We start from the raw sequence: 22,059 nt of genomic DNA, 5'->3' as shown, positions 1-22,059 counted from the left end.
CCGCGTTTGCCATCCATGACCGAATTCATCCTCGATCTGATTCAGGCGTGGGGATATTGGGGCATTGCCGTCCTGATGTTCCTCGAAAACGTCTTCCCGCCCGTCCCGTCCGAAGTCATCATGGGACTGGGCGGCATTGCGGTCGCGCAAGGGCGCTTCGACTTCTGGACCCTCGTCGCGGTCGCGGTCGCCGGCACCACTGCTGGCAATTGGGTGTGGTATGCGATCGGGCGCTGGATCGGCTACAAGCGGCTGAAGCCCTTTATCGACCGCCACGGCCGCTGGCTGACGCTCGACTGGCACGAGGTCGAGCGGCTGCACGCGGGCTTCGTCCGATATGGTCCGGGCATCGTCTTCGTCGCGCGCTTCATGCCCGTCGCGCGGACGATGGTTTCGCTGCCCGCGGGCATGGTCCATATGAATCAGGCGAAATTCCTGCTGTGGACCGCTGCCGGATCGACAATCTGGATCGCCGCGCTCGCCGGTGCGGGCAACTGGTTCGGCAAGCAGTTCGCCGATATCGAACAGTTCGTTGGCCCGCTCGCGCTCGTCGCGATCGGCTCGCTGGTCCTTCTCTACTTCTGGCGCGTCTTCACCTGGAAACCCAAGCACCGCCGCGACTAACCGGCGCGCGGGTGGGCGCTGCGATAGACGTCGAGCAGATGCGCGGCATCGACTGCGGTGTATATCTGCGTCGATGCGAGACTCGCATGGCCCAAGAGTTCCTGCAGGCTGCGCAAATCGGCCCCACCCGCCAGCAGATGCGTTGCGAAGCTGTGGCGCAGCGCGTGCGGCGTCGTGCGCTCGGGCAGGCCGAGCGCGCGGCGCGCCTGCCGCACGCTGGCGCGCACCACACCCGGTTGCAGCGGCCCGCCGCGCGCGCCGACGAACAGCGGCGCATCCTTGCCCATCGGCCAGGGGCAGGCCGCAGCATAGCGTGCGACCGCCGCCGCGACCGCAGGCAGGATCGGCACGATCCGCGTCTTGCCGCGCTTGCCGGTCACGCGCAGCGTTTCACCGAGCGGCAGCGCTGCGCCCGATAGCGACAGCGCTTCTCCGATGCGCAGACCCGCGCCATAGAGCAGCAGCAGCAAGGCAAAATCGCGCGCGCCGACCCATGCTTCGCGGGCATTGTCCTCGACATCCTGCGCAAGCTGCATCGCCTCGGCCGGCGCGACCGGGCGCGGCAGTCCCTTTTTGACGCGCGGGCCGCGCACCTGCGGTACGCTGGCGTTCGACCCGCCGACGAAGCGCAGAAAGCTGCGCAGCGCCGACAATTCGCGGGCGGCCGAGGCATTGCCCAGCCCGTCGGCCCGGCGATCGGCAAGATAGGAGCGCAGATCGTTCGGGGTCAGGCCTTTCAGCATGCGCGCATCGACTGCCCCGCCGCGATGATGCGCCAGAAAGCCGCAAAAGCGCTCGGCGGTCGCAATATAGGCGCGCCGCGTATGGTCCGACCGGCGCTTTTCATGCGCCAGATGGGCGTCCCAGTCGCGGATCAGGAGGTCAACCAAAACCCACTCCGTTCGGGCTGAGCTTGTCGAAGCCCCGTCCCTTCTTTCAGCCTTCAAAAGAGAAGAACGGCCCTTCGACAAGCTCAGGGCAAACGGGCTTTGCAGTCGTCTAGCCTGTTCGCACCACCTCGGAAAGGATCGAGTCGAGCAGCAATATACCATCGTCGGTCACGCCCAGCCGGTCGCCGGCCTGCCGCATCAGCCCCTGCCCGATCAGCCGCGCCACCGCGGCGGCATCGACGAACGCGTCGCGCCCCAACCCGCTCCGTGCCTCGATCCGCGCCAGATCGATGCCCTCGCTCAGCCGCAGGCCCATCAGCATCGCCTCGGTCGCGCGTTCGTGCGGCGGCAGGTCGGTCTCGACCTTCAGGCCGTGGCCGTTGCGTTCGACCGCCGTGATGAAATTCTCGGGCTTCTTGTGGCGCTCGCTCGCCTGGGCAAGCCGCCGTCCATGCGCGCCAGGCCCGACCCCAGCATAATCGCCGTAGCGCCAATAGGTCAGATTATGGCGGCTTTCCTCGCCCGGCCGTGCATGGTTCGACACTTCGTAACGCGGCAGCCCCGCCGCGCGCGTCATCGCCTGCGTCGCGTCGAACAGGTCCGCGGCCGCATCGCCGTCGGGCAGGAGAAGCTCGCCCCTGGTAGCGAGCGTCGCGAAGCGCGTGCCGGGTTCGATGGTCAATTGATAGAGCGAAAGGTGCCCGGTGCCGAACCCCAGCGCATCGGCAAGTTCGCGCTCCCAATCGGCAAGCCCTTGGCCCGGCCGCGCGTAGATAAGGTCGAAGCTGGCACGGCGGAAATGCGCCTGCGCTGCCGCAATCGCCCGTCGTGCCTCGTCGCCGCCGTGCGCGCGCCCCAGAAATTCAAGCACTTGCGGATCGAAGCTCTGAACCCCGATCGACACCCGATTGACCCCCGCAGCCGCAAGATCGGCGAAGGCGGCAACCTCGACCGAGTTCGGATTGGCCTCCAGCGTGATCTCGCAGTCGTCGGTCAGGCCCCACAGCGCCGCCGCCTCGGCGATCACCGCCGCCACCGTCGCAGGCGGCATCAGGCTGGGCGTGCCGCCTCCGAAGAAGATCGACGACACCCGCCGCCCCGGCAACAGCGCCGCCTCATGCCGCAAATCGGCAAGCAACGCATCGCGCCAGACCGCCTGATCGACGCTTTCGCGGACATGGCTGTTGAAGTCGCAATAGGGGCATTTGCTGACGCAAAAGGGCCAATGGACATACAGGGCGAGCGGTTCGGTCATACCAAGGAATATAGCGATGCCCATCTCACTTCGTCATGCTGAACTCGTTTCAGCATCCCTGGCCCGAGCTCGATTTTCGTGCGGTGTTCAAAGACAGGGGTGGCCCATGGACCCTGAAACAAGTTCAGGACGACGAAACTCGGGACGCCAGCGCTCTAAAACACCCCCGCCACCAGCTTCGCAAAAGCATCGGCCCGGTGGCTGATCGCATGTTTCTCGGCCGGATCGATCTCGGCATAAGTCAGGGACTTGCCAGTCGGCACGAAGACCGGATCATAACCGAACCCCAGCGTACCGCGCGGCGGCCAGGTCAGGCTGCCGCCTGCCCGCCCCTCGAAAATCTCGGCATGCCCGTCGGGCCAGGCGAGCGCCAGCGTGCAAACGAAACAGGCGCTGCGGTCGACGTCCGGTCCTTGCTCGGCGAGCAACCCCTCGACCTTGCCCATCGCCATATACCAGTCGCGGCCCTTTTCGCCCTCGAACCACTGCCGCTCGGCCCAGTCGGCCGTATAGACGCCGGGCCGCCCGCCCAGCGCCGCTACTTCTAGCCCGCTGTCATCCGCAAGCGCGGGATGACCCGAAGCCGACGCACTCGCATGCGCCTTCAACAACGCATTCTCGGCGAAGGTCGTCCCGGTTTCGGCGGGTTCGGGAAGGCCGAGGTCGCTCGCCGACACCGGTTCGATGCCATAAGGCAACAGCAGCGCGCGAATTTCGCGCACCTTGCCCGCATTATGGCTCGCGATGACGAGTTTGCCGGGAGCGAGCTGGCGCGTCATGTCAGCGTCCCACCGCCTTCGCCTGCGCCGCGAAAATCTCGCCGCAGCCGATGCGCGCGAGGCGGAGGAGGCGCAGCAGGCCTTCCTCGTCATAGGTCGCGCCTTCGGCGCTCGCCTGCACTTCGACGATCTGGCCCTTGCCGGTCAGCACGAAATTGCCGTCGGCTTCGGCGTTCGAATCCTCGTCATAATCGAGGTCAAGGACGGCGGCGCCCTGATACATGCCGCACGAAATCGCCGCGACCTTGTCCTCGATCGGATCTTCGGCAATCGCCTTGGCCGCGATCAGCTTGTCGACCGCGAGGCGCAGCGCGACCCACGCACCCGAGATCGACGCCGTGCGCGTGCCGCCGTCGGCCTGGATCACGTCGCAATCGATCACGATCTGGCGCTCGCCGAGCTTCTTCATATCGACGACGGCGCGCAAGCTGCGCCCGATAAGCCGCTGAATTTCCTGCGTCCGTCCCGACTGCTTTCCCTTCGCCGCCTCGCGGCTGCCGCGTGTGTGCGTCGCGCGGGGCAGCATGCCATATTCGGCGGTCACCCAGCCCTGGCCCTTGCCGCGCAGGAAGGGCGGCACCTTTTCCTCGACGCTGGCGGTGACAAGCACCTTGGTGTTGCCGAAGCTCACCAGCACGCTGCCTTCGGCGTGGATGGTGAATTCGGTTTCGATGGCGATGGGGCGCATCTGGTCGGGCGCGCGGCCGGAGGGTCGCATGATATTCCTTTCATCTTTGAAGGCGCGGCTCTTAGGCGCGCGCCGTCATCCACTCAACCGCATCTTGAAGAAATCGAGGATTTCGTCGCGCGCCTGCACCGTCGGCTGGCCTGCCTCGTCGATCAGGTGGATGGTGACGACGCTGTGCGGGTTCTTCATCGGACTGTCGGGGTTCGCCGCCTCGTCGGGCAGGACGCGGCCGACGAAGCGCTCGCCCAGCGCGTCCGCATACGCCGCAAAGCGCGCCGCTTTGCAGAACTTATCGCCCGCAAAGCGATAGGCGAGTACGGTCAGATCCTCGGCCTCCATCCGCGCCTTCACCGCCGCCAGTTCATCGGGTGCGATATGCATCCCCGCGGGATCATTCAGCGGCAGCGAAGGCTGCGCGAGCACCGGCGCCAGCACCGCGGGCTCAAGCATCATCGACAGCGCGAAATTGCCGGTGAAGCACATACCGATCGCCCCGACGCCCTTGCCGCCGCATTCTTCATGCGCCAGCGCCGCGAGCGCGCGCAGCCACCGCGTCGCGGGCGAGCTTTCATTCGCCTGAAAGGCGCGGAACTGGCGGCTGATGCAACCCCCGATCATCGTGAGCAGCGCGCCCGGCATGCGCGGCACGGCGCCGTCCTTCCCGAAGATATGCGGCATATAGACAGTGAAGCCCGCATCGCGGACCCAGCGCGCGAACCGCGCGACATGCGGGCTGATTCCCGGCATTTCGGTCATCACGATCACCGCCGGGCCGCCGCCCGTCACATAGACGAGCCGGTCGGTGCCGAGCAGGCGGATCATCCGCCGGTCGAAATCGTCGAGCGGATCGTCGCGATCGAGCGGTCGTGTGGTCATATTTCTCTCCCCCCCCCCCGGTCGCCCCCTGGGTCTGGGCAAAGGCTAGGCAGAAGATGCGCCCGATGCACCTGTTTTCGTCGCGCGCTCGGCCCAATTTCGGTATCGCAATACGGTGAGGCGTCGTAGCGCCATTCGACTAGCGCCGCGAAGGGTGATAATCAGTCGCTTTGGTGGGAGATGCCTATGCTGCGCTGGTTGCGCGAACGCTATCTGCTCGTACTCGGGTCGATCTATATTTATAACGAACATCGTGGCTATACGGCGATCGACCGGGTTATCGAAGCGGTTCGCGCGCGGACGCCCGACGATCTGGCCTTGATCGCCGCGATCGAAAGCCACCGCGTCGACGAGCGCAAACATTATATGATGTTTCGCCGCTGGTTCGAACGGCGCGGTTCAATGCCGCTCGATGTGGATCGCACCTTCGGGCATATCGACCGCTTCGTCGAAATCATTTTTCGCACGCCGATCGACAAGCTCGATACGCAGGCGGTCATCGATCGCGACGAGTTGTTCGAACGCCTTTGCCGCGTTATCGCGCTGACCGAACGGCGCGGTTACAAACAGGTCGAAACCCTGCTGAAAAACCGTTTCGTGCTCGACGATCCGATCCTGACGCGGATTTTCCGGATCATCCACAAGGACGAACCGAGCCATTGGGCCCCCTATGAGGCGTGGCTCGTCGCGCACGGGCGCCGGCGCCCGCGCTGGTGGGAACGGGCGATCGATGCTTTCATCCATTCCGAATTGCTGTTCATCAAGCTGCCGTGGCTTTTCCTCAACCCCTGGGTGGGGCGCCGCACCGCCTGGCCCGATGCGCGCGATGATGAAGCCTATGGCGATCACCCGCTCCCCGCTCGCGCCCACGCTGCTGCATGACCGACTATAGCGGAGGGGTGGAACTGCCCGCCAACGGACAGGCTCCGGCGGGCGAAGCCGGGCTGGCGTCGCGCCTGTTCAATCGCCGCGTCGGCGGCATGCTGCTCAAGAACACGGCGGTCAGCAGCGCCGTCTTTCTGGTCGGGCTCGCCGTGCTCTGGGGCCTGGTGCAATGGGGCAGGATGCAGGCGGTCCCCGCGGCGGCGATCGGCTTTCTGACTTCGAACAGCCTGCACTATGCGCTCGGCCGTTCGTGGATATTTCGCGGCACCGATCGCGCCATCGGGTCGGGCTATCTGATCTTTCTGGTCAATGCGGGGGTGGGCATGGCGATCACCATCCTGCTCTTTGCCGCCTTGCTCAAATGGACCGCCATCCACTATCTCGTCGCCCGCGTGATCGTGTCCGTCTTTGCCGGGCTCGCGATGTTCGTGCTGAACGCGGTGCTCAATTTTCGACAGGTGTAAGGTGCGAATCGCGCTATTTACGGGAAATTACAATTATGTGCGCGAAGGCGCGAACCAGGCGCTCAACCGCCTTGTTGCGCATCTCGAGCAGCATGCGGGCGCCGCGGTACGGGTCTATTCCCCCGTCACCGACACGCCGGCGTTCGAACCGGCGGGCGACCTGGTCCCGGTGCCGTCGATCGCGCTGCCGGTGCGCAGCGAATTTCGGCTCGCGCTCGGCCTGCCCCGCGCGACCCGCCGCGACCTGACGCGGTTCGCTCCCGACGTCATCCATGTCGCGACCCCCGATATTCTCGGCACCCGCGCGCAGACCTTCGCCCTCGATCGCGGCACGCCGCTTGTCGTCAGCCTGCACACGCGGTTCGAAACCTATCTTGGCTATTACGGCCTCGACTGGCTGCGGCCGGTGGTCGACCGTCACATCCATCGTTTCTATCGCCGCGCCCATCATGTGCTCGCCCCAACTCCGGGCCTTGTCGACGAGATGCGCACGCTGCGCGGCGATGACCGAGTCAGCCTGTGGAGTCGCGGCGTCGATCGCGACCTTTTCTCGCCGTCGCATCGCAGTCTCGAATGGCGCCGCGCGCATGGAATCGCCGACGACCGGATCGTCATCCTCTTCTTCGGCCGCCTGGTGCTGGAAAAGGGCGTCGAGGAATATGTCGCGATATTGCGCGAATTGCTGTCCAGCCACCCAGTCACGCCGCTGGTGGTGGGCGCAGGACCGGCGGCCGAGGCCTTTGCTGCGCTCCCCTCTGCGGTGCTGACCGGTCATCTTGATGGGCAGGAACTCGCCCACGCGGTTGCCAGCGCCGACATCATGCTCAACCCGAGCACGACCGAAGCCTTTGGCAATGTCGTGCTCGAGGCGATGGCGTCGGGCATGCCCGTGGTCAGCGCCGACGCGCCGAGCGCGAGCGCGCTGATCGCGGAGGGCGAAACGGGTCATCTATGCGCGCCCGGCGACCGCCGCGCCTATTCGGACGCGCTCGTTCGGCTCATTGCGGACGGCGACGCGCGGCGCGCAATGGGCGCCGCCGCACGCGCAAGAAGCGCCGCCTTTTCCTGGCACGCCGCATCCGAAAGCGTCGCGCGCCTCTATCGCACGATCCTCGCGCCGCCTCGGCAGGCCCGGCCGGACGGCGACGGCGTCAGCGCCATCCTTGCCCCCGCCCCTTCGCATCCCTAAATCCATGCCATGACGACCCCGCCGATCACCGAATTGACGACGCGCGCGCGCGATGTGTTCCGGCTCGTCGTCGATGCCTATCTGGAAAATGGGCAGCCGGTCGGGTCGCGTACGCTTTCGAAGCTGGCGACGCTCAACCTGTCACCCGCGTCGATCCGCAATGTCATGCAGGATCTTGAAGAGCTCGGTCTGCTCGCGAGTCCGCACACCAGCGCCGGACGCCTGCCGACCGAACAGGGGCTGCGTCTGTTCGTTGACGGGATGATGCAGGTCGCCGAACCCTCGGCCGAGGATCGCGCGCAGATCGAGGCGAGCCTCGCCGAAGGCGGCCCGATCGAAAGCGCGCTGGCGCAGGCGACGGCCACGCTGTCCGGCCTCTCGGCCTGCGCTGGCCTTGTCCTCGTCCCCAAGCATGAACGCGTGCTCAAACAGGTTGCCTTCGTTCCGATGGCCGACCGTCAGGCGCTAGTTGTCCTCGTCGCGGGCGATGGATCGGTCGAAAACCGCGTCATCGACCTGCCCGCCGGATTGGTGCCGTCGGCGCTGGTCGAAGCAGGCAATTATATCTCGGCCATGCTCGGCGGCCTGACGCTGGCCGAGGCAATGGCGCGGGTGCGGCGCGAGATAGAGGACGAACGGATCGCGATCGACCGCGCCGCCGCCGATCTGGTCGCGCGCGGGCTGGCCATCTGGTCGGTCGACGGCGCCGATCGGCCGGTTCTGATCGTTCGCGGGCAGGCGAATCTGCTCGACGACAGCGCGGTCGGCGATCTCGACCGGGTGCGCCAGCTGCTCGACGAGCTCGAAACAAAGCAGGACATCGCCGGCCTGCTCGACAGCGCGCGCGAAGGCAGCGCGACGCGCATTTTCATCGGGTCGGAGAACAAGCTCTTTTCGCTGTCGGGATCGTCGGTTATCGCCGCGCCCTATCGCGGATCGGATGGACGGGTGGTCGGCGTCGTCGGGGTTATCGGCCCGACCCGCTTGAACTATGCGCGCATCGTTCCCATGGTGGATTTTACAGCACAATCGCTCTCAAGACTGATACGATAGGGTTATGACGAACATCGAAAACGAAACGCCGGTCGAAGACGGCCAGGCCCCGGAAACCGAAGCGGCAGCGACTGCCGAGGCCCCCGCGCAGGACGAAGCGGGCAAGCTCGCCGAACAACTCGCCGCGGTGCAGCAGGATCTGCTCTACGCGCGCGCCGAAACGCAGAATGTGCGCCGCCGCGCCGAAAAGGAAGTCGCCGACGCGCACGCCTATGCCGCGACCAAATTCGCGCGCGATATCCTGTCGGTCGCCGACAATCTCGGCCGCGCGCTCGCTTCGCTCAGCGAAGAACAGCGCGCCGACGAGGCGATCAAGCCGCTGCTCACGGGGCTCGAGGCGACCGAGCGCGAACTGATGAGCGTGTTCGAACGCCACGGCATCACGCGCATCGCCGCGATCGGCCTGCCGCTCGACCCGAACCAGCATCAGGCGATGCTCGAAATCCCCAGCGACAAGGACGCCGGCACGATCGTGCAGGAAATGCAGGCTGGCTATATGATGAAGGACCGCCTGCTGCGCCCCGCGATGGTGGGGGTCGCGAAGAAGGCGGAATAACCCCGCGTATAATTACAACGTGTTCCCCCGCGAAGGCGGGGGTCCATCGCCGACCGTTTCAGATTTGCGCCGTCAGAAGATGGGTCCCCGCCTTCGCGGGGACACACTATCGCGACGCGGGCACTCAGGCCGCCTTGCGCAGCTTCGCGAGCTTCTTCAGCACCATGTCGCGCTTCAGCCGCGACAGATGGTCGATGAAGAGAATACCTTCCAGATGGTCATGCTCGTGCTGGATGCACGTTGCCATCAGGCCGGTCATGCGCTCCTGGTGGTGCTTGCCGTCCACGTCCTGCCAATCGACCGTGACTTCGGCGGGACGCGTCACATCGGCATATTGTTCGGGGACCGACAGGCAGCCTTCCTGATAGACGCTATGCTCCTCGCTCTCGTCCGAAAAGACGGGATTGATGAAGACGCGGGGCTCGCGGATCACCTTCTTGCCTTCCTCGTCCTCGGGATCGGGTTCCTGAAGATCGATGACGAGAATGCGCTTCGGCACCCCGACCTGAATCGCCGCCAGCCCGATGCCGGGCGCGTCGTACATCGTCTCGAACATGTCGGCGACGAGCTGCTTCAGCTCGGCGTCGAACGTCTCGACGGGCTTTGAAATGACGCGCAACCGCGGATCGGGGGTCTCTATGATGGGTAGGATGGCCATGGGTGCGAGGTATGGATTGACGGCGCTTCCGTCAAGAGACCGGTCTCCGCGCCCTCAGCGCCTGCGCCAGCGTTCCCTCGTCGAGATAATCGAGTTCGCCGCCCACCGGCAAACCATGCGCGAGCTGCGTCAGCCGCACCGAATAGCCCTCCAGTCGCTCGGCGAGATAATGCGCCGTCGTCTGCCCCTCCAGCGTCGCGTTCATCGCGAGGACCACCTCGTCGATGCCGCCCGCGGCGACGCGCGCAACGAGCGCGTCGATGCTCAGATCCTGCGGCCGCACGCCTTCCAGCGCCGACAGGCGGCCACCCAGCACATGATATTTGCCGGGAAACAGCCGCGACTTGTCAAGCGCCCACAGGTCCGACACTTCCTCGACCACGCACAGGCTGCGCGGGTCGCGGCGCGGATCGGCGCAGATCGCGCAGGGGTCGCTGGTATCGACATTGCCGCAGATACCGCACGTCACCAGCCGCTCGGACACGGTCTGGAGCGCCGCGAGCAAGGGCGCGAAACTGCTCTCGCGCTTTTTCATCAGATGCAGCACCGCGCGCCGCGCCGACCGCGGGCCAAGGCCCGGGAGCCGGGCGAGTTGCTGGACGAGGGCTTCGATTTCGGTGGACGCCATGGGTAGGGTGGTAATGACCCACAGCGTGGCCCGCAACATTCGTCATTGTGAGCGCAGCGACAAAGCAATCTCCAGCCATCGACCTTGCACAACATCGCATCCTCCGCCAAAGGCGCTGCCCATGCGCATTGTCTTCATGGGAACGCCGCCGTTTGCGGTGCCGACGCTCGCCGCGCTCCACGCGGCGGGGCATGAGATCGTGGCGGTTTACACCCAGCCGCCGCGCCCGGCGCAGCGGGGCAAGAAACTTCGGCAGAGCGCGGTGCATCTCTGGGCGGAGGCGCACGGCCTGCCCGTCCGCACGCCGAAGAGCCTGCGGACCGAAGAAGCGCAGGGCGAATTCGCCGCGCTCGACCTCGATGTCGCGGTGGTCGCCGCCTACGGCCTCATTCTGCCGCAGGCGATCCTCGACGCGCCGCGCGAAGGCTGCCTCAACGTCCATGGCTCGATCCTGCCGCGCTGGCGCGGCGCGGCACCGGTACAGCGCGCGATTCTGGCGGGCGATAGCGAAACGGGCGTCACCATCATGCAGATGGATGCCGGGCTCGATACGGGCGGCATGCGCCTGATCGGCCGCACACCGGTCGCGGACAAGACCGCGGGCGAATTGACCGACGAACTCGCCGCAATGGGCGCGGCGCTGATGGTCAAGGTGCTGGCCGACCTGTCCGCCTGTCCGCCCGCGCCGCAGCCCGATGACGGCGCCACCTATGCCGCCAAGATCGACAAGAGCGAGGCGCGGCTCGATTTTCTGGTCAGCGCGACCCAGACCGAACGCCAGATACGGGCGTTCAACCCGGCACCCGGCGCCTTTTTCGAGCTGGAGGGCGAGCGGTACAAGATTCTCGCGGCCGATGTCGTGCATCCCGCCGACACCGTCGCCGGAGCCGCGCCCGGCGTCACGCTCGACGATACGCTGACCATCGCCTGCAACCCCGGCGCGATCCGCGCCACCCGGGTGCAGCGCGCGGGCAAGCCGGCAATGGATGCGGCCGAACTGCTGCGCGGTCGACCGATAGCTGCGGGGACGCGGCTGGCATGACCCGCTTCGCCCTCACCATCGAATATGACGGCCGCCCGTTCATGGGCTGGCAGCGCCAGTCGCATGGCCCCAGCGTTCAGCAGGCGATCGAGGAAGCCGTCACCCGCATCACCGCCGAAACGGCCCCCGTTCACGGCGCCGGGCGCACCGACGCCGGGGTCCATGCGATCGCGATGCGCGCGCATGTCGACATCGAAAAGGCCATCCAGCCCTTTCGCCTGATGGAAGCGCTGAACGCCCAGCTTCGCCCCGCGCCGGTGGCCATCCTTGCGTGCGAGACGGTCGCCGACGACTGGCACGCGCGCTTTTCGTGCATCGGCCGCGCCTATGAATATCGCATCGTCAACCGCCGCGCGCCGCTGACCTGGGACAAGGGACTCGCCTGGCAATTTGCAAAGCCGCTCGACGCCGAAGCGATGCACGGCGCGGCGCAGGCGCTGGTGGGGCGGCACGATTTCACCACCTTCCGCTCGGTGCATTGCCAGGCCGAAAGCGCGGTGAAGACGATCGACCGCCTGTCGATCAGCCGCCATGGCGACGAAATCGTCATCGAAGCCGCGGCGCGCAGCTTCCTGCATCATCAGGTTCGATCGATGGTCGGCTGCCTCGCCCTCGTCGGCGAAGGCAAATGGTCGGCGCGCGACCTGAAAGCCGCGCTCGATGCCGCCGACCGGCAGGCTCTCGGCCTCAACGCACCGCCCGACGGCCTCTATTTCATCGAAGCAAGATATCCCTGACCCACGAAAAAGGGCGGCCCTTGCGGACCGCCCCCTTCACGTCTCGGCAGAAAGGCTCAGAGCGCCTTTTCGGCGTAATAGAGCGGCGCATGCTCGTTGAGGATCTGAAGAATCTTCGCCTGCGCGGTCTTTTCGTCGCTTTCTTCCATCGCGGCGAGTTCGCGCGCGAGGCGGCTCGACGCCGCTTCGAAGATCTGACGCTCCGAATAGCTCTGTTCGGGCTGATCGTCGGCGCGGAACAGGTCGCGGGTCACTTCGGCGATCGACACGAGATCGCCCGAGTTGATCTTCGCTTCATATTCCTGGGCGCGGCGCGACCACATGGTGCGCTTCACCTTCGGCTTCGTGGTCAGGACCTGAAGCGCTTCCTTCAGCGTCTTGTCCGACGACAGCTTGCGCATCCCCACGCCCTCGGCCTTGTTGGTCGGGACGCGCAGGGTCATTTTCTCCTTTTCGAAGCGCAGGACATAAAGTTCGAGCTGCATGCCGGCGATTTCCGACTTCTGCAGTTCAATGACGCGCCCCACGCCATGTTTGGGATAAACGACATAGTCACCGACTTCAAAGACGAGCGTGTTTGCGGACATGCAGGTTCCTTTCATTTGCCCCGTCGGGACCGGAAAAGCGCGAAAAGGCCGGGTACGTCCGCCCTCGTCGGAGGGGGATCGAAGCAAGGCGGTCGGCGCTAGCCAGTCAAAGTGACAAGGGATATGGCTCCATCAGGACGCCGCAGGGTGCCTTTCCGGCGATGGAAAGAGGCAAGCTGTCGACGCGTTGATATTTATTATATCAGATTCGCAACAAAATTGCCACCCCGCACGGAAATCCGCGGGTCGGCGGCTTGACGCCCCCTAAAACGCGTTTCACCTTGAGACGGAAACACAGATGGGGATGCCAAGATGAAAGATCAAATCTGGTGGGTTACAGGGGCTTCGTCGGGTATCGGCGCGGCGCTGGCGCGCGGCCTTGCGGCGCGCGGCGCGCGGCTGATTCTGTCGGGTCGCAACGTCGCCGCGCTCGAAGCGGTGGCGAAGGATTGCGGCGCGGGCACGATGATCCTGCCCTTCGAGGCGACCGACTATGACGCGATTCCCGGGCTTGTCGAACAGGCCTGGGCCTGGGGCGGCCGCATCGACGGTCTCGTCAACAATGCCGGTATTTCGCAGCGCAGCCTGGCGGTCGAAACCGATTTTGCTGTCTATCAAAAGATCATCGCCGTCGACCTGCTTGCGCCGATTGCCCTCACCCAGGCGCTGCTTCCGCGCATGATTGCGGCCGGCGGCGGTCAGATCATCGCCATATCGAGCGTCGCGGGGGTTGCCGGCGTGCCGCTGCGCAGCGCCTATTCGGCGGCCAAGCACGGCATCATCGGCTATCATGACAGCGTCCGCGCCGAAAATGAGCATCTGGGGCTGAAGGTGCTGGTGGTCGAACCCGGATCGGTGCGCACTAACGTCAGCCGCAACGCGCTCAACGCCGACGGCAGCGTCCGCGGCGCGAGCGATACGGCAATCGACAACGGCCTGTCGCCCGACGATGCTGCGGCACAGATGCTCGCCGCAGTCGATGCCGGAACGCGCGAACTGGTGGTCGCCGAAGGCGCCGAAGCCGCCATCGCCGCCCTTCGTCGCAGCGACCCGAACGCGTTGTTCGACCGGATGAACGCTATGGTGCAGGCGGGCTATGCCAAGCAGATGGAGGCTACAGTCCGCGCCGACTGAACTCGGTCCCGGCCTTCCTATGGGGCATCCATGGTCGGCGGAGCCCTGTCAGCATCGCCTGGCACGTACGCGGGGTTAAAGCGCTCAAGCCATTTTTCCGCTGCCGAGAGAAATTGCGCCTCGTCGCTTGGCGCCGGAAAATTATGCGTATTATCCGGTTGGTAAAGATAGTCGAAGTCCTTGCCCTTCACTTTGCCAGAGCTTTCCAGCGCGCTGACCAACCGCTTGGCCTGCGCCAGCGGCACGCGCTGGTCCTTCTCGCCATGGACAATCAATATTGGAGACCAGCTGCCTTTCGCGTTCTGCGCGGGAGATACCGTATCCAGGTCCGCGACGCCCTTCGATAGATAATTTGCGCCAAATCTACCGAGATAATTGCGGTCATATTTGCGCATTTCGCCAAGATCATAAACGCCCGCACCGGCGATCGTGCAGCGCCAGCGCGCGGCATCCCGCTGAGCCGCGCGCGCGGACGCATAGCCTCCATAGGACCACCCCATCATGCAAGCACGCTTGGGATCCACAATGCCCTGCGCTGCAAGATAGTCGATGGCGTCATTAAGGTCGTCCTGCATGCGAAGGCCAAAGCCGTCGTCGCGTCCCTTTTTAATGAAATCGCGACCATAGCCGCCCGAACCACGATAATTTGGCTGAACGACGACGTAGCCGAGTTCTGCTATGGCTTGATGCCAAGGAAATGGACCGAACCCCTCTTCGTCACGGACGCCGAACGGACCGCCGTGCGTAATCATTACGACCGGCAGTTTGCCTTGCGCCTTACGATGTCGCGGCATGGTGACCACCGCGTGAATCCGGAGGCCATCGCTCGCCGGATAGACTATCGTGTGGGTAGGATTCATTTCCGTATCACCAAACAGTTCGTTGGCGTAGCCAACACGCACAACCTTGCCACTGTCGGTGTTGAATGAATAATAGGTTCCGGTCTGATCGGCTTTACCAACCCATATCAACATATTGCGATCGCCAAGATCGGTAGAAACGATCCGTGCGTTCCCTTTGCCGAACTGTTCCTCGAACATCGCCTGCACTTCTTTCAGGCGGTCATCCATCCAATAAATCTTCAACCGATCCTCGGTAACCCACACCGACTGCAATTTGTCGCAACTTTCGTTGCAGCCAACCCCCCCGACATCGTAACCCTCGATTTCAAATAGCGGCTTACCAAGTTCCATCGTCGACAGATCAACCTTGTAAACTTTGTTGAAACCGTCCTGATTGCTCGTAACTATGGCCTTACCGGGTTCATCAAGAAAAATCTCGGGCACGAGCGATTCACCCGAAAAGCTCGGGTCTGCCTTGTCATAAATCGTTTTGAAATTATCGCCGTCTTTTTCGCGATACAGCACCCGTGTCTTACCTGAATCCCGGTCGTATCCAACACCCATCCGCACCACGCCTTTGCCATCCGACGCCCATTGTCCAACCAATATGTTCGGCTTCTGCACCAGTTTCATTCGACCGGTGCGCACGTCGATATCCATCACTTCAGGACGGCCGATAAGCTCGTAGCCGTAGGCCAAGGAAGTTCTCGATAAAAGAATGTGCTCGTTGCGGTGATCTACATGAATGACGTCACTTGCATTGCCTGCAGCATCTTCCCAACCTAGCGGCTTGAGCTTCTTTCCTTCAATATCATAGCTGAAAAGACGCCCCATCTCGCCTTCAAACATTCCTATTTCGCCAGATGCAGCTGTTATGACCAAGGTACGATTACCGACCCACTGCCAGCTAATAATTCGTCGATCGCCGAATTCCTGATACGCTTCGGTTTTCAGAAAATAATCCGGCTGCGCTTTGCCTGTAAGATCAAATACCACAAGATATTCGACTCCCTTGTACCCGACCTTGGCGACCATTTTCGTCGCATCGGGCGAGAGACGCGGCTGCTGTAACGACGCACGCGTCGCGAACTGCGTAATCGGAACCTGCATATCCGCAATATCTTGCGCTCGCGGTTCGGCGGCGAAGACATTGCCACCACCGGGAGCATTCGCCGTCAACGCGGCCACCGCGATCAAAGAAACGGCCAATTTGCGGTACAGCGTTCTTTTCAAGGGACAATCTCCTGTTGCTACCGGAACTCTAGCGCAGTCGCTGCGTGACTCAAGCCCCCCTCTCGTGCCACCACGAAAAAGCCCCGCCGGATCGTTCCGGCGAGGCCATTCTTTCACCCTGAGGGATGCGATGCTTACATCGCGTGTCCCGCCAGCGCCGCGAGCAGCAGCAGCGCGACGATGTTGGTGATCTTGATCATCGGGTTGACGGCCGGACCCGCGGTATCCTTGTAGGGATCGCCGACGGTGTCGCCCGTCACGGCTGCCTTATGGGCTTCGCTGCCCTTGCCGCCATGATTGCCGTCCTCGATATATTTCTTGGCATTATCCCATGCGCCGCCGCCCGAGGTCATCGAGAGGGCAACGAACAGGCCGCCGACGATCACGCCGAGCAGCAGGGCGCCGAGCGCGGCAAAGCCGTTCTCCTGACCCGCAACCGCCGAGATCACGAAATAGACGACGATCGGCGCCAGCACCGGCAGCAGCGAGGGAATGATCATCTCCTTGATCGCTGCCTTGGTCACGAGGTCGACCGTGCGCGCATAGTTCGGCTTCGACGTGCCCGCCATGATGCCGGGATCGCCCGCGAACTGATCGCGCACATCCTTCACCACGTCCCCCGCCGCGCGGCCGACGGCGGTCATGCCCATCGCACCGAACAGATAGGGAAGCAGCGCGCCGAGCAGCAGCCCGACGATGACATAGGGGTTTTCGAGGCTGAAATTGACCGTCAGGCTCGGGAAGAATTCCCGAAGGTCGGTCGTATAGGCCGCGAACAGCACCAGCGCGGCGAGGCCCGCCGAACCGATGGCATAACCCTTGGTCACCGCCTTGGTGGTGTTGCCGACGGCGTCGAGCAGGTCGGTCTTTTCGCGCACGCTGTCGTCCAGCCCCGCCATTTCGGCGATGCCGCCCGCATTGTCCGTCACCGGGCCATAAGCGTCGAGCGCGACGACCATGCCGGCGAGCGCCAGCATCGCAGTCGCAGCATAGGCAATGCCGATCAGCCCCGCGAGTTGATAGGCGATGATAATGCCAGCAACGATGACCAGCGTCGGCAGCGCGGTGGCTTCGAGGCTGATCGCGAGGCCCTGGATCACGTTCGTGCCATGGCCCGTTTCCGAGGCCTTGGCGATCGACCGCACCGGACGGAAGCCCGTGCCGGTATAATATTCGGTGATCCAGATGATCAGGCCGGTGATGACCAGACCGAGCAGCGAGCAATAGAAAAGATCGCGCCCGGTAAAGTCGGTGCCGGTGACCGCCGTTTCCATCCCGCCCAGCGCGTGGCTGGTCGCAAACCAGATCGCGGGGACCGCGAGGATCGCCGAAACCAGGAAGCCCTTGTACATCGCGCCCATGACATTGTTCGAGCCGCCGAGGCGGACGAAATAGGTGCCGATGATCGAGGTGATGATGCACACCCCGCCGATCAGCAGCGGCAGCGACATCAGGCCGGGCAGCAGATCGCCCGCCCCTTTCAGCAGCAGCGCGGTCAACACCATGGTGGCGCCGACGGTGACGACATAGGTTTCGAAAAGGTCGGCCGCCATGCCCGCGCAGTCGCCGACATTGTCACCGACGTTATCGGCGATGACCGCGGGGTTGCGAGGATCGTCCTCGGGGATGCCCGCTTCGACCTTGCCGACCAGGTCAGCGCCGACGTCGGCGGCCTTGGTAAAGATGCCGCCGCCGAGACGCGCGAAGATCGAAATCAGCGAAGCGCCGAAGGCCAGCGCGACGAGCCCGTCGACGACCGTGCGGTCATCGCCGCCCACCGTCTTGCCCATCTGGACCGTCAGCACCCAATAAAATACCGCAATCGCAAGCAGCGCGAGCCCGGCGACGAGAAGGCCGGTGATGGCACCGGCGCGAAAGGCGAGCGTCAGCCCGGCCTGCAGCCCCTTTTGCGCAGCGGCCGCGGTACGGACGTTCGCGCGTACCGAAATATTCATGCCGATGAATCCGGCGACACCGGACAGGACGGCGCCGATGACGAAACCCGTCCCCGAAACGGGTCCGAGTGCCCCCGCGACGATCACCGCGACGACGACGCCGACGATGGCGATGGTGCTGTATTGCCGTTTCAGATAAGCCTGCGCGCCTTCCTGAATGGCGGCGGCGATTTCCTGCATCTTGTCATTCCCCGCCGAGGCGCCGAGCACCTGCCGCGAGGTAATGAACCCATAGAGCACGGCCAATAGGCCGCACGCTATCGCGATCAAAACCGGATTCATGCGTGTCTGTTCCTTCCCCAATGAAGGGGGCGGACACAGGATAGCTGTCGAACGTCCGACTTATTGATGCCGGTTCGCTCTCTCCCCTGATGCGACCGCCCCAAATTCTGGACGCCGCGTTATGGGAAGAAACCTCGCCCTTTGGCAAGCCCGGTTTTTTCGCCCTTTTCCGCGCCTAGTGCGCGAAACCGAGACGCTCCGGCAGCGCGACGCGCTGCGCCCGGTGCGTCAGCAGCAATCCGGCGCCGACGGCGGCATGGCCGATCGCCGTCACGGCGACGCCTTCGGCGGCCGCATGCGCCCGGATTGCATCGGCTTGCCCCGAGTCCGCCGCGAAGAGCAATTGATAATCGTCGCCTGCCGTTGCCGCTGCGAGCCGCGTGTCGAGAACGTCGGGACGCACCGCGAGCAGCGCCGCCGACAGCGGCACCACCTCCAGCATCAGCGCGATCTGGCAATCGCTTGCCGCCGCCATCCGCTCGGCGTCGATCAGCAGGCCGTCGGAAACATCCATCATCGCATGGACATGCGGCGCAAGCGCCGCGCCCAGCGCCAGTTGCGGCAAGGGCCGGGCATAGGCGGCCATGCAGGTTGCGCCCGGTTCGATCTCGCCGAGCCGCATCGCGAGGCCGACGCCCGCGTTGCCGATCGTCCCCGTCACCCAGATCTGATCGCCCGGCCTTACCCCGCTGCGCGCCGGCGCTCCGGTCGCGGGCGCGCGGCCGATTGCGGTCAGGCCGAAACTGCGCGGCGCGCCGGCGGGCGGGCGCACCGTGTCGCCGCCGAGCAACGGCACGTCGAACCGGCGCAGCACATCGTCCAGCCCCGCGACGAAGGCGGCGTCCCACGCCGCATCGCCCGACAGGCTATAGCCGAGCAGCACGCCGAGCGGCGCTGCGCCCTTCGCCGCAAGGTCCGACAGATTCACCGCAACCAGTTTCCACGCAATGTCCTGCGGCGTGTCGTCGGGCAGGAAATGGACGCCCTCGACGATCATGTCGTGCGTCAGCACAAGGTCGCCGAGCAGCGCCGTGTCATCGGCCAGCCCGCGCGCCGCAGGATCGGTCGCGATGGCACGCAGACGGGCGATGAAATCGGCTTCGTTCATTGCGGCAAGCCTAGTGGATCATGGGCCGGCATAAAAGGGAGACATCGATCCTCCCTGTGGCGAAGCCATCGGGCGGTGGCAGCGCGAAGCGCTGACGGAGGGGCCATGACGCAAAGCTACCGCTCCTCCACCATACTTCGGACGGTCCCCCTCCCCACCGCTGCGCGGCAGGGAGGATTTTCTATTTCGCGCGCACATCCTTGCCGATGGCATCGAGCAGGCCGTTGGCAAAACCCGCCTCGCGGCCGTCGAAAAAGGCTTTGGCGACATCGACATATTCGCTCACCACCGCGCCAACCGGCACATCGCCGCGCGCGATCAGTTCATAGGCGCCGGCGCGCAATATCGCCTTCATCGTGCGGTCGAGCCGGTCCATGGTCCAGCCGCTTGCCAACCGCGCCGTGATCGCCGCGTCGACCTCTACCGCCCGCGCCAGCGCGCCCTTCACGATATCGTCGAAGAAGGGAACGTCGGCTTCGGCATATTCGGCGTCCTCGATGATCGCGCCGATGCGGTGCTGGTGGAATTCATGGATCAGCTGCGCGACCGGGGTGCCTTCCATCTCGTGCTGATAGAGTGCCTGGACGGCGGCAAGGCGGGCGGCGGAGCGGGATTGGGCGCGTTTGTTCATGGCTTTTCGTTTCAGTTGAGGCGCTGGCTGACCGACAGCGCATGCGCGGGAAGTCCCTCGGCACCCGCAAGCGCGACCGCTGCGGGTCCGATGGCCGCAAGGCTCGCTTCGTCGAGCGCCAGGAAGCTGGTGCGTTTCATGAAATCGGTGACCGAAAGCCCGCTCGAAAAACGGGCGCGGCGGCCAGTCGGGAGAACGTGGTTGGGCCCGGCGACATAGTCTCCGATCGCCTCGGGCGTCTGACGGCCAAGGAAGACCGAGCCCGCGTGGCGCACGCGCGCGAACAGCGCGTCGGCCTCGGCGGGATCGACCGCGAGTTCCAGATGTTCGGGCGCCAGCCGGTCGCAGAGCGCGATCGCATCGGTCAGGTTCGGCACGACGATGATCGCGCCATTGTCGGCCCAGCTCGCCTGCATCGTCGCGGCGGTGCTCAGCGTCGGGATAATCGCGGCGACCGCGTCGGCGACCGCATCGGCAAAGGCGCTATCGTCGGTGAACAGGATCGACTGGCTCGTCGGGTCATGTTCGGCCTGGCTCAACAGGTCGGCGGCGATGACGTGCGGCGCGTTGCGGTTGTCGGCGACGACGACGATCTCGCTCGGCCCCGCGACCATGTCGATGCCAACGACGCCGTAAAGCTGGCGCTTCGCCTCGGCCACCCAGGCGTTGCCGGGGCCGGTGACGACATCGACCGGCGCGATCCGGCCGGTGCCATGGGCGAGCGCCGCGATCGCCTGCGCGCCGCCGATGCGCCAGATTTCGTCGACTCCGCCAATATGCGCCGCCGCCATCACGACGGGATTGGTTTCGCCGCCCGGCGTCGGCGTGACCATCACGATCCGCTCGACCCCCGCGACCTTGGCGGGCAGGATGTTCATCAGCACCGACGACGGATAGGCCGCGCGGCCGCCGGGAACATAGACGCCCGCGGCATCGACCGCACGCCAGCGCGCGCCGAGCCGGGCACCGGCGGCATCGCGATAATCGCGGTCCTCGGGCAATTGCGCGGCGTGATAGGCCCGGATGCGCGTCGCCGCGAGGTCGAGCGCGCCCCGCAATTCGGGGGCCAGCGCCGCATAGGCCGCGGCGCAGTCCTCGGCGGTGATGCGCCAGCCGCTGCTGTCGAGGTCGAAGCGATCGAAGCGCGCGGTATAATCGGCCAGCGCCGCGTCGCCTTCGGCCTTTACCCGCGCGACAATCGCCGCGACATCGGCGGATACGTCCGACGCACTCTCGCGCCGGTCGTCGACCAGCGCGTCGAATGCGGCGGCAAAGCCGGGGTCGGAGGCGTCAAGCCGCCGCATCGCGGACGGCCTCGCGGAATTTCTCGACCAGCGCGGGCACCTCGGCCGAACGCAGCTTGAACGCCGCGCGATTGACGACGAGCCGCGCCGAAACCTCGCTGATGATCGTCTGTTCGGCGAGCGCGTTTTCGACCAGAGTCCGCCCCGTCGACACAAGGTCGACGATGTGCGAAGCCAGCCCCAGTTTCGGCGCAATCTCCATCGCACCGTTCAGCTTGATGCACTCGGCCTGAATCCCCTGCCCCTCGAACCAGCGGCGCGTCGTCGCGGGATATTTGGTCGCGACGCGGATATGGCTTTCGCCCAGCCCCGGCGGCGCGCTGCCCTCCGGCCCGGCGAGCGACAGACGGCAATGACCGATGCCGAGGTCGACCGGCGCATAGAGCTCCGAATAGTCGAACTCGTCGACGACGTCCGAACCCACGATGCCGAGCTGCGCGGCGCCGTGCGCCACGAAGGTCGCGACATCGAAGGCGCGCACGCGGATCAGCGAGATATGCGGCTGGTTCGTCCCGAACACGAGCGCGCGGCTCTTCTTGTCGAAGAAGTCGGCGGCCGGCTCGATGCCCACACGGGCGAGCAGCGGGAGCGCCTCGTCGAGGATGCGTCCCTTGGGGATGGCAAAGATGATCGGTTCGGGCATAAGCGAGGGCGCACAT

Annotated in this window: 23 protein-coding genes; 9 read left to right on the top strand and 14 right to left on the bottom strand. The window is 64.9% G+C overall.

Annotation, left to right across the window (positions count from 1 at the left end):
• The first annotated feature begins 15 nt into the window (after positions 1-15).
• Positions 16-624 (top strand): DedA family protein, encoded by a 609-nt coding sequence (locus tag L0963_RS12150; protein ID WP_003039464.1) that lies wholly within the window; start codon positions 16-18, stop codon positions 622-624.
• On the opposite strand, the gene L0963_RS12145 is transcribed toward L0963_RS12150, so the two are convergent.
• The 5 genes from L0963_RS12145 to L0963_RS12125 form a co-directional block, all read right to left on the bottom strand.
• Positions 621-1,514 (bottom strand): tyrosine-type recombinase/integrase, encoded by an 894-nt coding sequence (locus L0963_RS12145; RefSeq protein ID WP_234179772.1) that lies wholly within the window; start codon positions 1,512-1,514, stop codon positions 621-623. The genes L0963_RS12150 and L0963_RS12145 overlap by 4 nt on opposite strands.
• 109 nt (positions 1,515-1,623) lie before the next feature.
• Entirely contained in the window at positions 1,624-2,769 is a 1,146-nt protein-coding gene (hemW, locus tag L0963_RS12140) for a radical SAM family heme chaperone HemW (RefSeq protein ID WP_234179769.1), read from the bottom strand.
• A gap of 155 nt (positions 2,770-2,924) precedes the next feature.
• A complete protein-coding gene (rdgB, locus tag L0963_RS12135) occupies positions 2,925-3,548 on the bottom strand; it encodes an RdgB/HAM1 family non-canonical purine NTP pyrophosphatase (RefSeq protein ID WP_186402403.1) in 624 nt (207 codons plus the stop codon).
• Between the two features lies 1 nt (position 3,549).
• A complete protein-coding gene (rph, locus tag L0963_RS12130; protein ID WP_186402404.1) occupies positions 3,550-4,266 on the bottom strand; it encodes a ribonuclease PH in 717 nt (238 codons plus the stop codon).
• A 45-nt stretch (positions 4,267-4,311) separates the two neighbouring features.
• Positions 4,312-5,112 (bottom strand): dienelactone hydrolase family protein, encoded by an 801-nt coding sequence (locus tag L0963_RS12125; RefSeq protein ID WP_186402405.1) that lies wholly within the window; start codon positions 5,110-5,112, stop codon positions 4,312-4,314.
• A gap of 186 nt (positions 5,113-5,298) precedes the next feature.
• Between L0963_RS12125 and L0963_RS12120 the strand changes: the two genes are divergently transcribed.
• From L0963_RS12120 to grpE, 5 genes are read left to right on the top strand one after another with little or no spacing between them, the layout of a single operon-like run.
• Positions 5,299-5,994 carry a ferritin-like domain-containing protein gene (locus L0963_RS12120; protein WP_186402406.1) on the top strand — a complete coding sequence of 232 codons (696 nt, stop codon included), beginning with the start codon at positions 5,299-5,301 and terminating at the stop codon, positions 5,992-5,994.
• Positions 5,991-6,461 (top strand): GtrA family protein, encoded by a 471-nt coding sequence (locus L0963_RS12115; protein ID WP_186402407.1) that lies wholly within the window; start codon positions 5,991-5,993, stop codon positions 6,459-6,461. Before L0963_RS12120 ends, L0963_RS12115 begins: the two co-directional genes overlap by 4 nt.
• A gap of 1 nt (position 6,462) precedes the next feature.
• Positions 6,463-7,650 carry a glycosyltransferase family 4 protein gene (locus L0963_RS19825; protein ID WP_234179766.1) on the top strand — a complete coding sequence of 396 codons (1,188 nt, stop codon included), beginning with the start codon at positions 6,463-6,465 and terminating at the stop codon, positions 7,648-7,650.
• A gap of 9 nt (positions 7,651-7,659) precedes the next feature.
• Positions 7,660-8,703, top strand: a complete 1,044-nt coding sequence (gene hrcA / locus L0963_RS12105) for a heat-inducible transcriptional repressor HrcA (protein ID WP_062900347.1) — start codon at positions 7,660-7,662, stop codon at positions 8,701-8,703.
• Between the two features lie 4 nt (positions 8,704-8,707).
• Positions 8,708-9,259: a nucleotide exchange factor GrpE gene (gene grpE, locus L0963_RS12100; protein WP_062900348.1), complete on the top strand. Its 552-nt coding sequence runs from the start codon at positions 8,708-8,710 to the stop codon at positions 9,257-9,259.
• 124 nt (positions 9,260-9,383) lie between these two features.
• On the opposite strand, the gene def is transcribed toward grpE, so the two are convergent.
• On the bottom strand, positions 9,384-9,917 hold the full coding sequence (gene def, locus L0963_RS12095) for a peptide deformylase (protein ID WP_062900349.1): 534 nt from the start codon (positions 9,915-9,917) through the stop codon (positions 9,384-9,386).
• Positions 9,918-9,948: 31 nt separating this feature from the next.
• Entirely contained in the window at positions 9,949-10,545 is a 597-nt protein-coding gene (recR, locus tag L0963_RS12090; RefSeq protein ID WP_186402408.1) for a recombination mediator RecR, read from the bottom strand.
• 121 nt (positions 10,546-10,666) lie between these two features.
• Here recR and fmt point away from each other — a divergent pair, with 121 nt between their 5' ends.
• Both fmt and truA read left to right on the top strand, forming a co-directional pair.
• Positions 10,667-11,587, top strand: a complete 921-nt coding sequence (gene fmt / locus L0963_RS12085) for a methionyl-tRNA formyltransferase (protein ID WP_186402409.1) — start codon at positions 10,667-10,669, stop codon at positions 11,585-11,587.
• Entirely contained in the window at positions 11,584-12,324 is a 741-nt protein-coding gene (truA, locus tag L0963_RS12080; protein ID WP_234179764.1) for a tRNA pseudouridine(38-40) synthase TruA, read from the top strand. The genes fmt and truA overlap by 4 nt, the downstream gene beginning before the upstream one ends.
• Positions 12,325-12,380: 56 nt before the next feature.
• Here truA and L0963_RS12075 read toward each other — a convergent pair whose 3' ends face one another.
• On the bottom strand, positions 12,381-12,911 hold the full coding sequence (locus L0963_RS12075) for a CarD family transcriptional regulator (protein WP_003039510.1): 531 nt from the start codon (positions 12,909-12,911) through the stop codon (positions 12,381-12,383).
• Between the two features lie 312 nt (positions 12,912-13,223).
• Here L0963_RS12075 and L0963_RS12070 point away from each other — a divergent pair, with 312 nt between their 5' ends.
• Positions 13,224-14,045, top strand: coding sequence for an SDR family NAD(P)-dependent oxidoreductase (locus L0963_RS12070; protein WP_234179761.1), 822 nt, complete (start codon positions 13,224-13,226; stop codon positions 14,043-14,045).
• Between the two features lie 17 nt (positions 14,046-14,062).
• On the opposite strand, the gene L0963_RS12065 is transcribed toward L0963_RS12070, so the two are convergent.
• The 6 genes from L0963_RS12065 to hisG form a co-directional block, all read right to left on the bottom strand.
• Positions 14,063-16,120 (bottom strand): alpha/beta hydrolase family protein, encoded by a 2,058-nt coding sequence (locus tag L0963_RS12065; RefSeq protein WP_202988338.1) that lies wholly within the window; start codon positions 16,118-16,120, stop codon positions 14,063-14,065.
• A 134-nt stretch (positions 16,121-16,254) separates the two neighbouring features.
• Positions 16,255-18,357, bottom strand: a complete 2,103-nt coding sequence (locus L0963_RS12060) for a sodium-translocating pyrophosphatase (RefSeq protein ID WP_003039517.1) — start codon at positions 18,355-18,357, stop codon at positions 16,255-16,257.
• Between the two features lie 175 nt (positions 18,358-18,532).
• Complete coding sequence (gene thiL, locus L0963_RS12055) at positions 18,533-19,465, bottom strand: thiamine-phosphate kinase (protein WP_234179759.1); 933 nt, start codon at positions 19,463-19,465, stop codon at positions 18,533-18,535.
• A gap of 181 nt (positions 19,466-19,646) precedes the next feature.
• Positions 19,647-20,096 carry a transcription antitermination factor NusB gene (nusB, locus tag L0963_RS12050; protein ID WP_062900355.1) on the bottom strand — a complete coding sequence of 150 codons (450 nt, stop codon included), beginning with the start codon at positions 20,094-20,096 and terminating at the stop codon, positions 19,647-19,649.
• Positions 20,097-20,107: 11 nt separating this feature from the next.
• The gene (hisD, locus tag L0963_RS12045) at positions 20,108-21,400 is read right to left on the bottom strand and encodes a histidinol dehydrogenase (RefSeq protein ID WP_186402413.1); all 1,293 of its coding nucleotides are present in this window, start codon (positions 21,398-21,400) and stop codon (positions 20,108-20,110) included.
• Positions 21,387-22,043: an ATP phosphoribosyltransferase gene (gene hisG, locus L0963_RS12040; protein ID WP_186402414.1), complete on the bottom strand. Its 657-nt coding sequence runs from the start codon at positions 22,041-22,043 to the stop codon at positions 21,387-21,389. The genes hisD and hisG overlap by 14 nt, the downstream gene beginning before the upstream one ends.
• Positions 22,044-22,059: the final 16 nt, after the last annotated feature.

The organism is Sphingopyxis sp. NFH-91, assembly GCF_021401285.1.
In the GTDB taxonomy this organism is placed as follows: Bacteria; Pseudomonadota; Alphaproteobacteria; order Sphingomonadales; family Sphingomonadaceae; genus Sphingopyxis; species Sphingopyxis terrae_A.
Note: the sequence above shows the minus strand (reverse complement) of the source record. Positions and strands in the feature narration are given on the sequence as shown.

Bases quoted from the DNA above. Each gene is read 5' to 3' on its own strand.
- L0963_RS12150 (WP_003039464.1), top strand. From the start codon at position 16: ATGACCGAATTCATCCTCGATCTGATTCAGGCGTGGGGATATTGGGGC.
- hemW (WP_234179769.1), bottom strand. From the start codon at position 2,769: ATGACCGAACCGCTCGCCCTGTATGTCCATTGGCCCTTTTGCGTCAGC.
- rdgB (WP_186402403.1), bottom strand. From the start codon at position 3,548: ATGACGCGCCAGCTCGCTCCCGGCAAACTCGTCATCGCGAGCCATAAT.
- rph (WP_186402404.1), bottom strand. From the start codon at position 4,266: ATGCGACCCTCCGGCCGCGCGCCCGACCAGATGCGCCCCATCGCCATC.
- L0963_RS12125 (WP_186402405.1), bottom strand. From the start codon at position 5,112: ATGACCACACGACCGCTCGATCGCGACGATCCGCTCGACGATTTCGAC.
- L0963_RS12120 (WP_186402406.1), top strand. From the start codon at position 5,299: ATGCTGCGCTGGTTGCGCGAACGCTATCTGCTCGTACTCGGGTCGATC.
- L0963_RS12115 (WP_186402407.1), top strand. From the start codon at position 5,991: ATGACCGACTATAGCGGAGGGGTGGAACTGCCCGCCAACGGACAGGCT.
- hrcA (WP_062900347.1), top strand. From the start codon at position 7,660: ATGACGACCCCGCCGATCACCGAATTGACGACGCGCGCGCGCGATGTG.
- grpE (WP_062900348.1), top strand. From the start codon at position 8,708: ATGACGAACATCGAAAACGAAACGCCGGTCGAAGACGGCCAGGCCCCG.
- def (WP_062900349.1), bottom strand. From the start codon at position 9,917: ATGGCCATCCTACCCATCATAGAGACCCCCGATCCGCGGTTGCGCGTC.
- recR (WP_186402408.1), bottom strand. From the start codon at position 10,545: ATGGCGTCCACCGAAATCGAAGCCCTCGTCCAGCAACTCGCCCGGCTC.
- fmt (WP_186402409.1), top strand. From the start codon at position 10,667: ATGCGCATTGTCTTCATGGGAACGCCGCCGTTTGCGGTGCCGACGCTC.
- truA (WP_234179764.1), top strand. From the start codon at position 11,584: ATGACCCGCTTCGCCCTCACCATCGAATATGACGGCCGCCCGTTCATG.
- L0963_RS12075 (WP_003039510.1), bottom strand. From the start codon at position 12,911: ATGTCCGCAAACACGCTCGTCTTTGAAGTCGGTGACTATGTCGTTTAT.
- L0963_RS12070 (WP_234179761.1), top strand. From the start codon at position 13,224: ATGAAAGATCAAATCTGGTGGGTTACAGGGGCTTCGTCGGGTATCGGC.
- L0963_RS12060 (WP_003039517.1), bottom strand. From the start codon at position 18,357: ATGAATCCGGTTTTGATCGCGATAGCGTGCGGCCTATTGGCCGTGCTC.
- thiL (WP_234179759.1), bottom strand. From the start codon at position 19,465: ATGAACGAAGCCGATTTCATCGCCCGTCTGCGTGCCATCGCGACCGAT.
- nusB (WP_062900355.1), bottom strand. From the start codon at position 20,096: ATGAACAAACGCGCCCAATCCCGCTCCGCCGCCCGCCTTGCCGCCGTC.
- hisD (WP_186402413.1), bottom strand. From the start codon at position 21,400: ATGCGGCGGCTTGACGCCTCCGACCCCGGCTTTGCCGCCGCATTCGAC.
- hisG (WP_186402414.1), bottom strand. From the start codon at position 22,043: ATGCCCGAACCGATCATCTTTGCCATCCCCAAGGGACGCATCCTCGAC.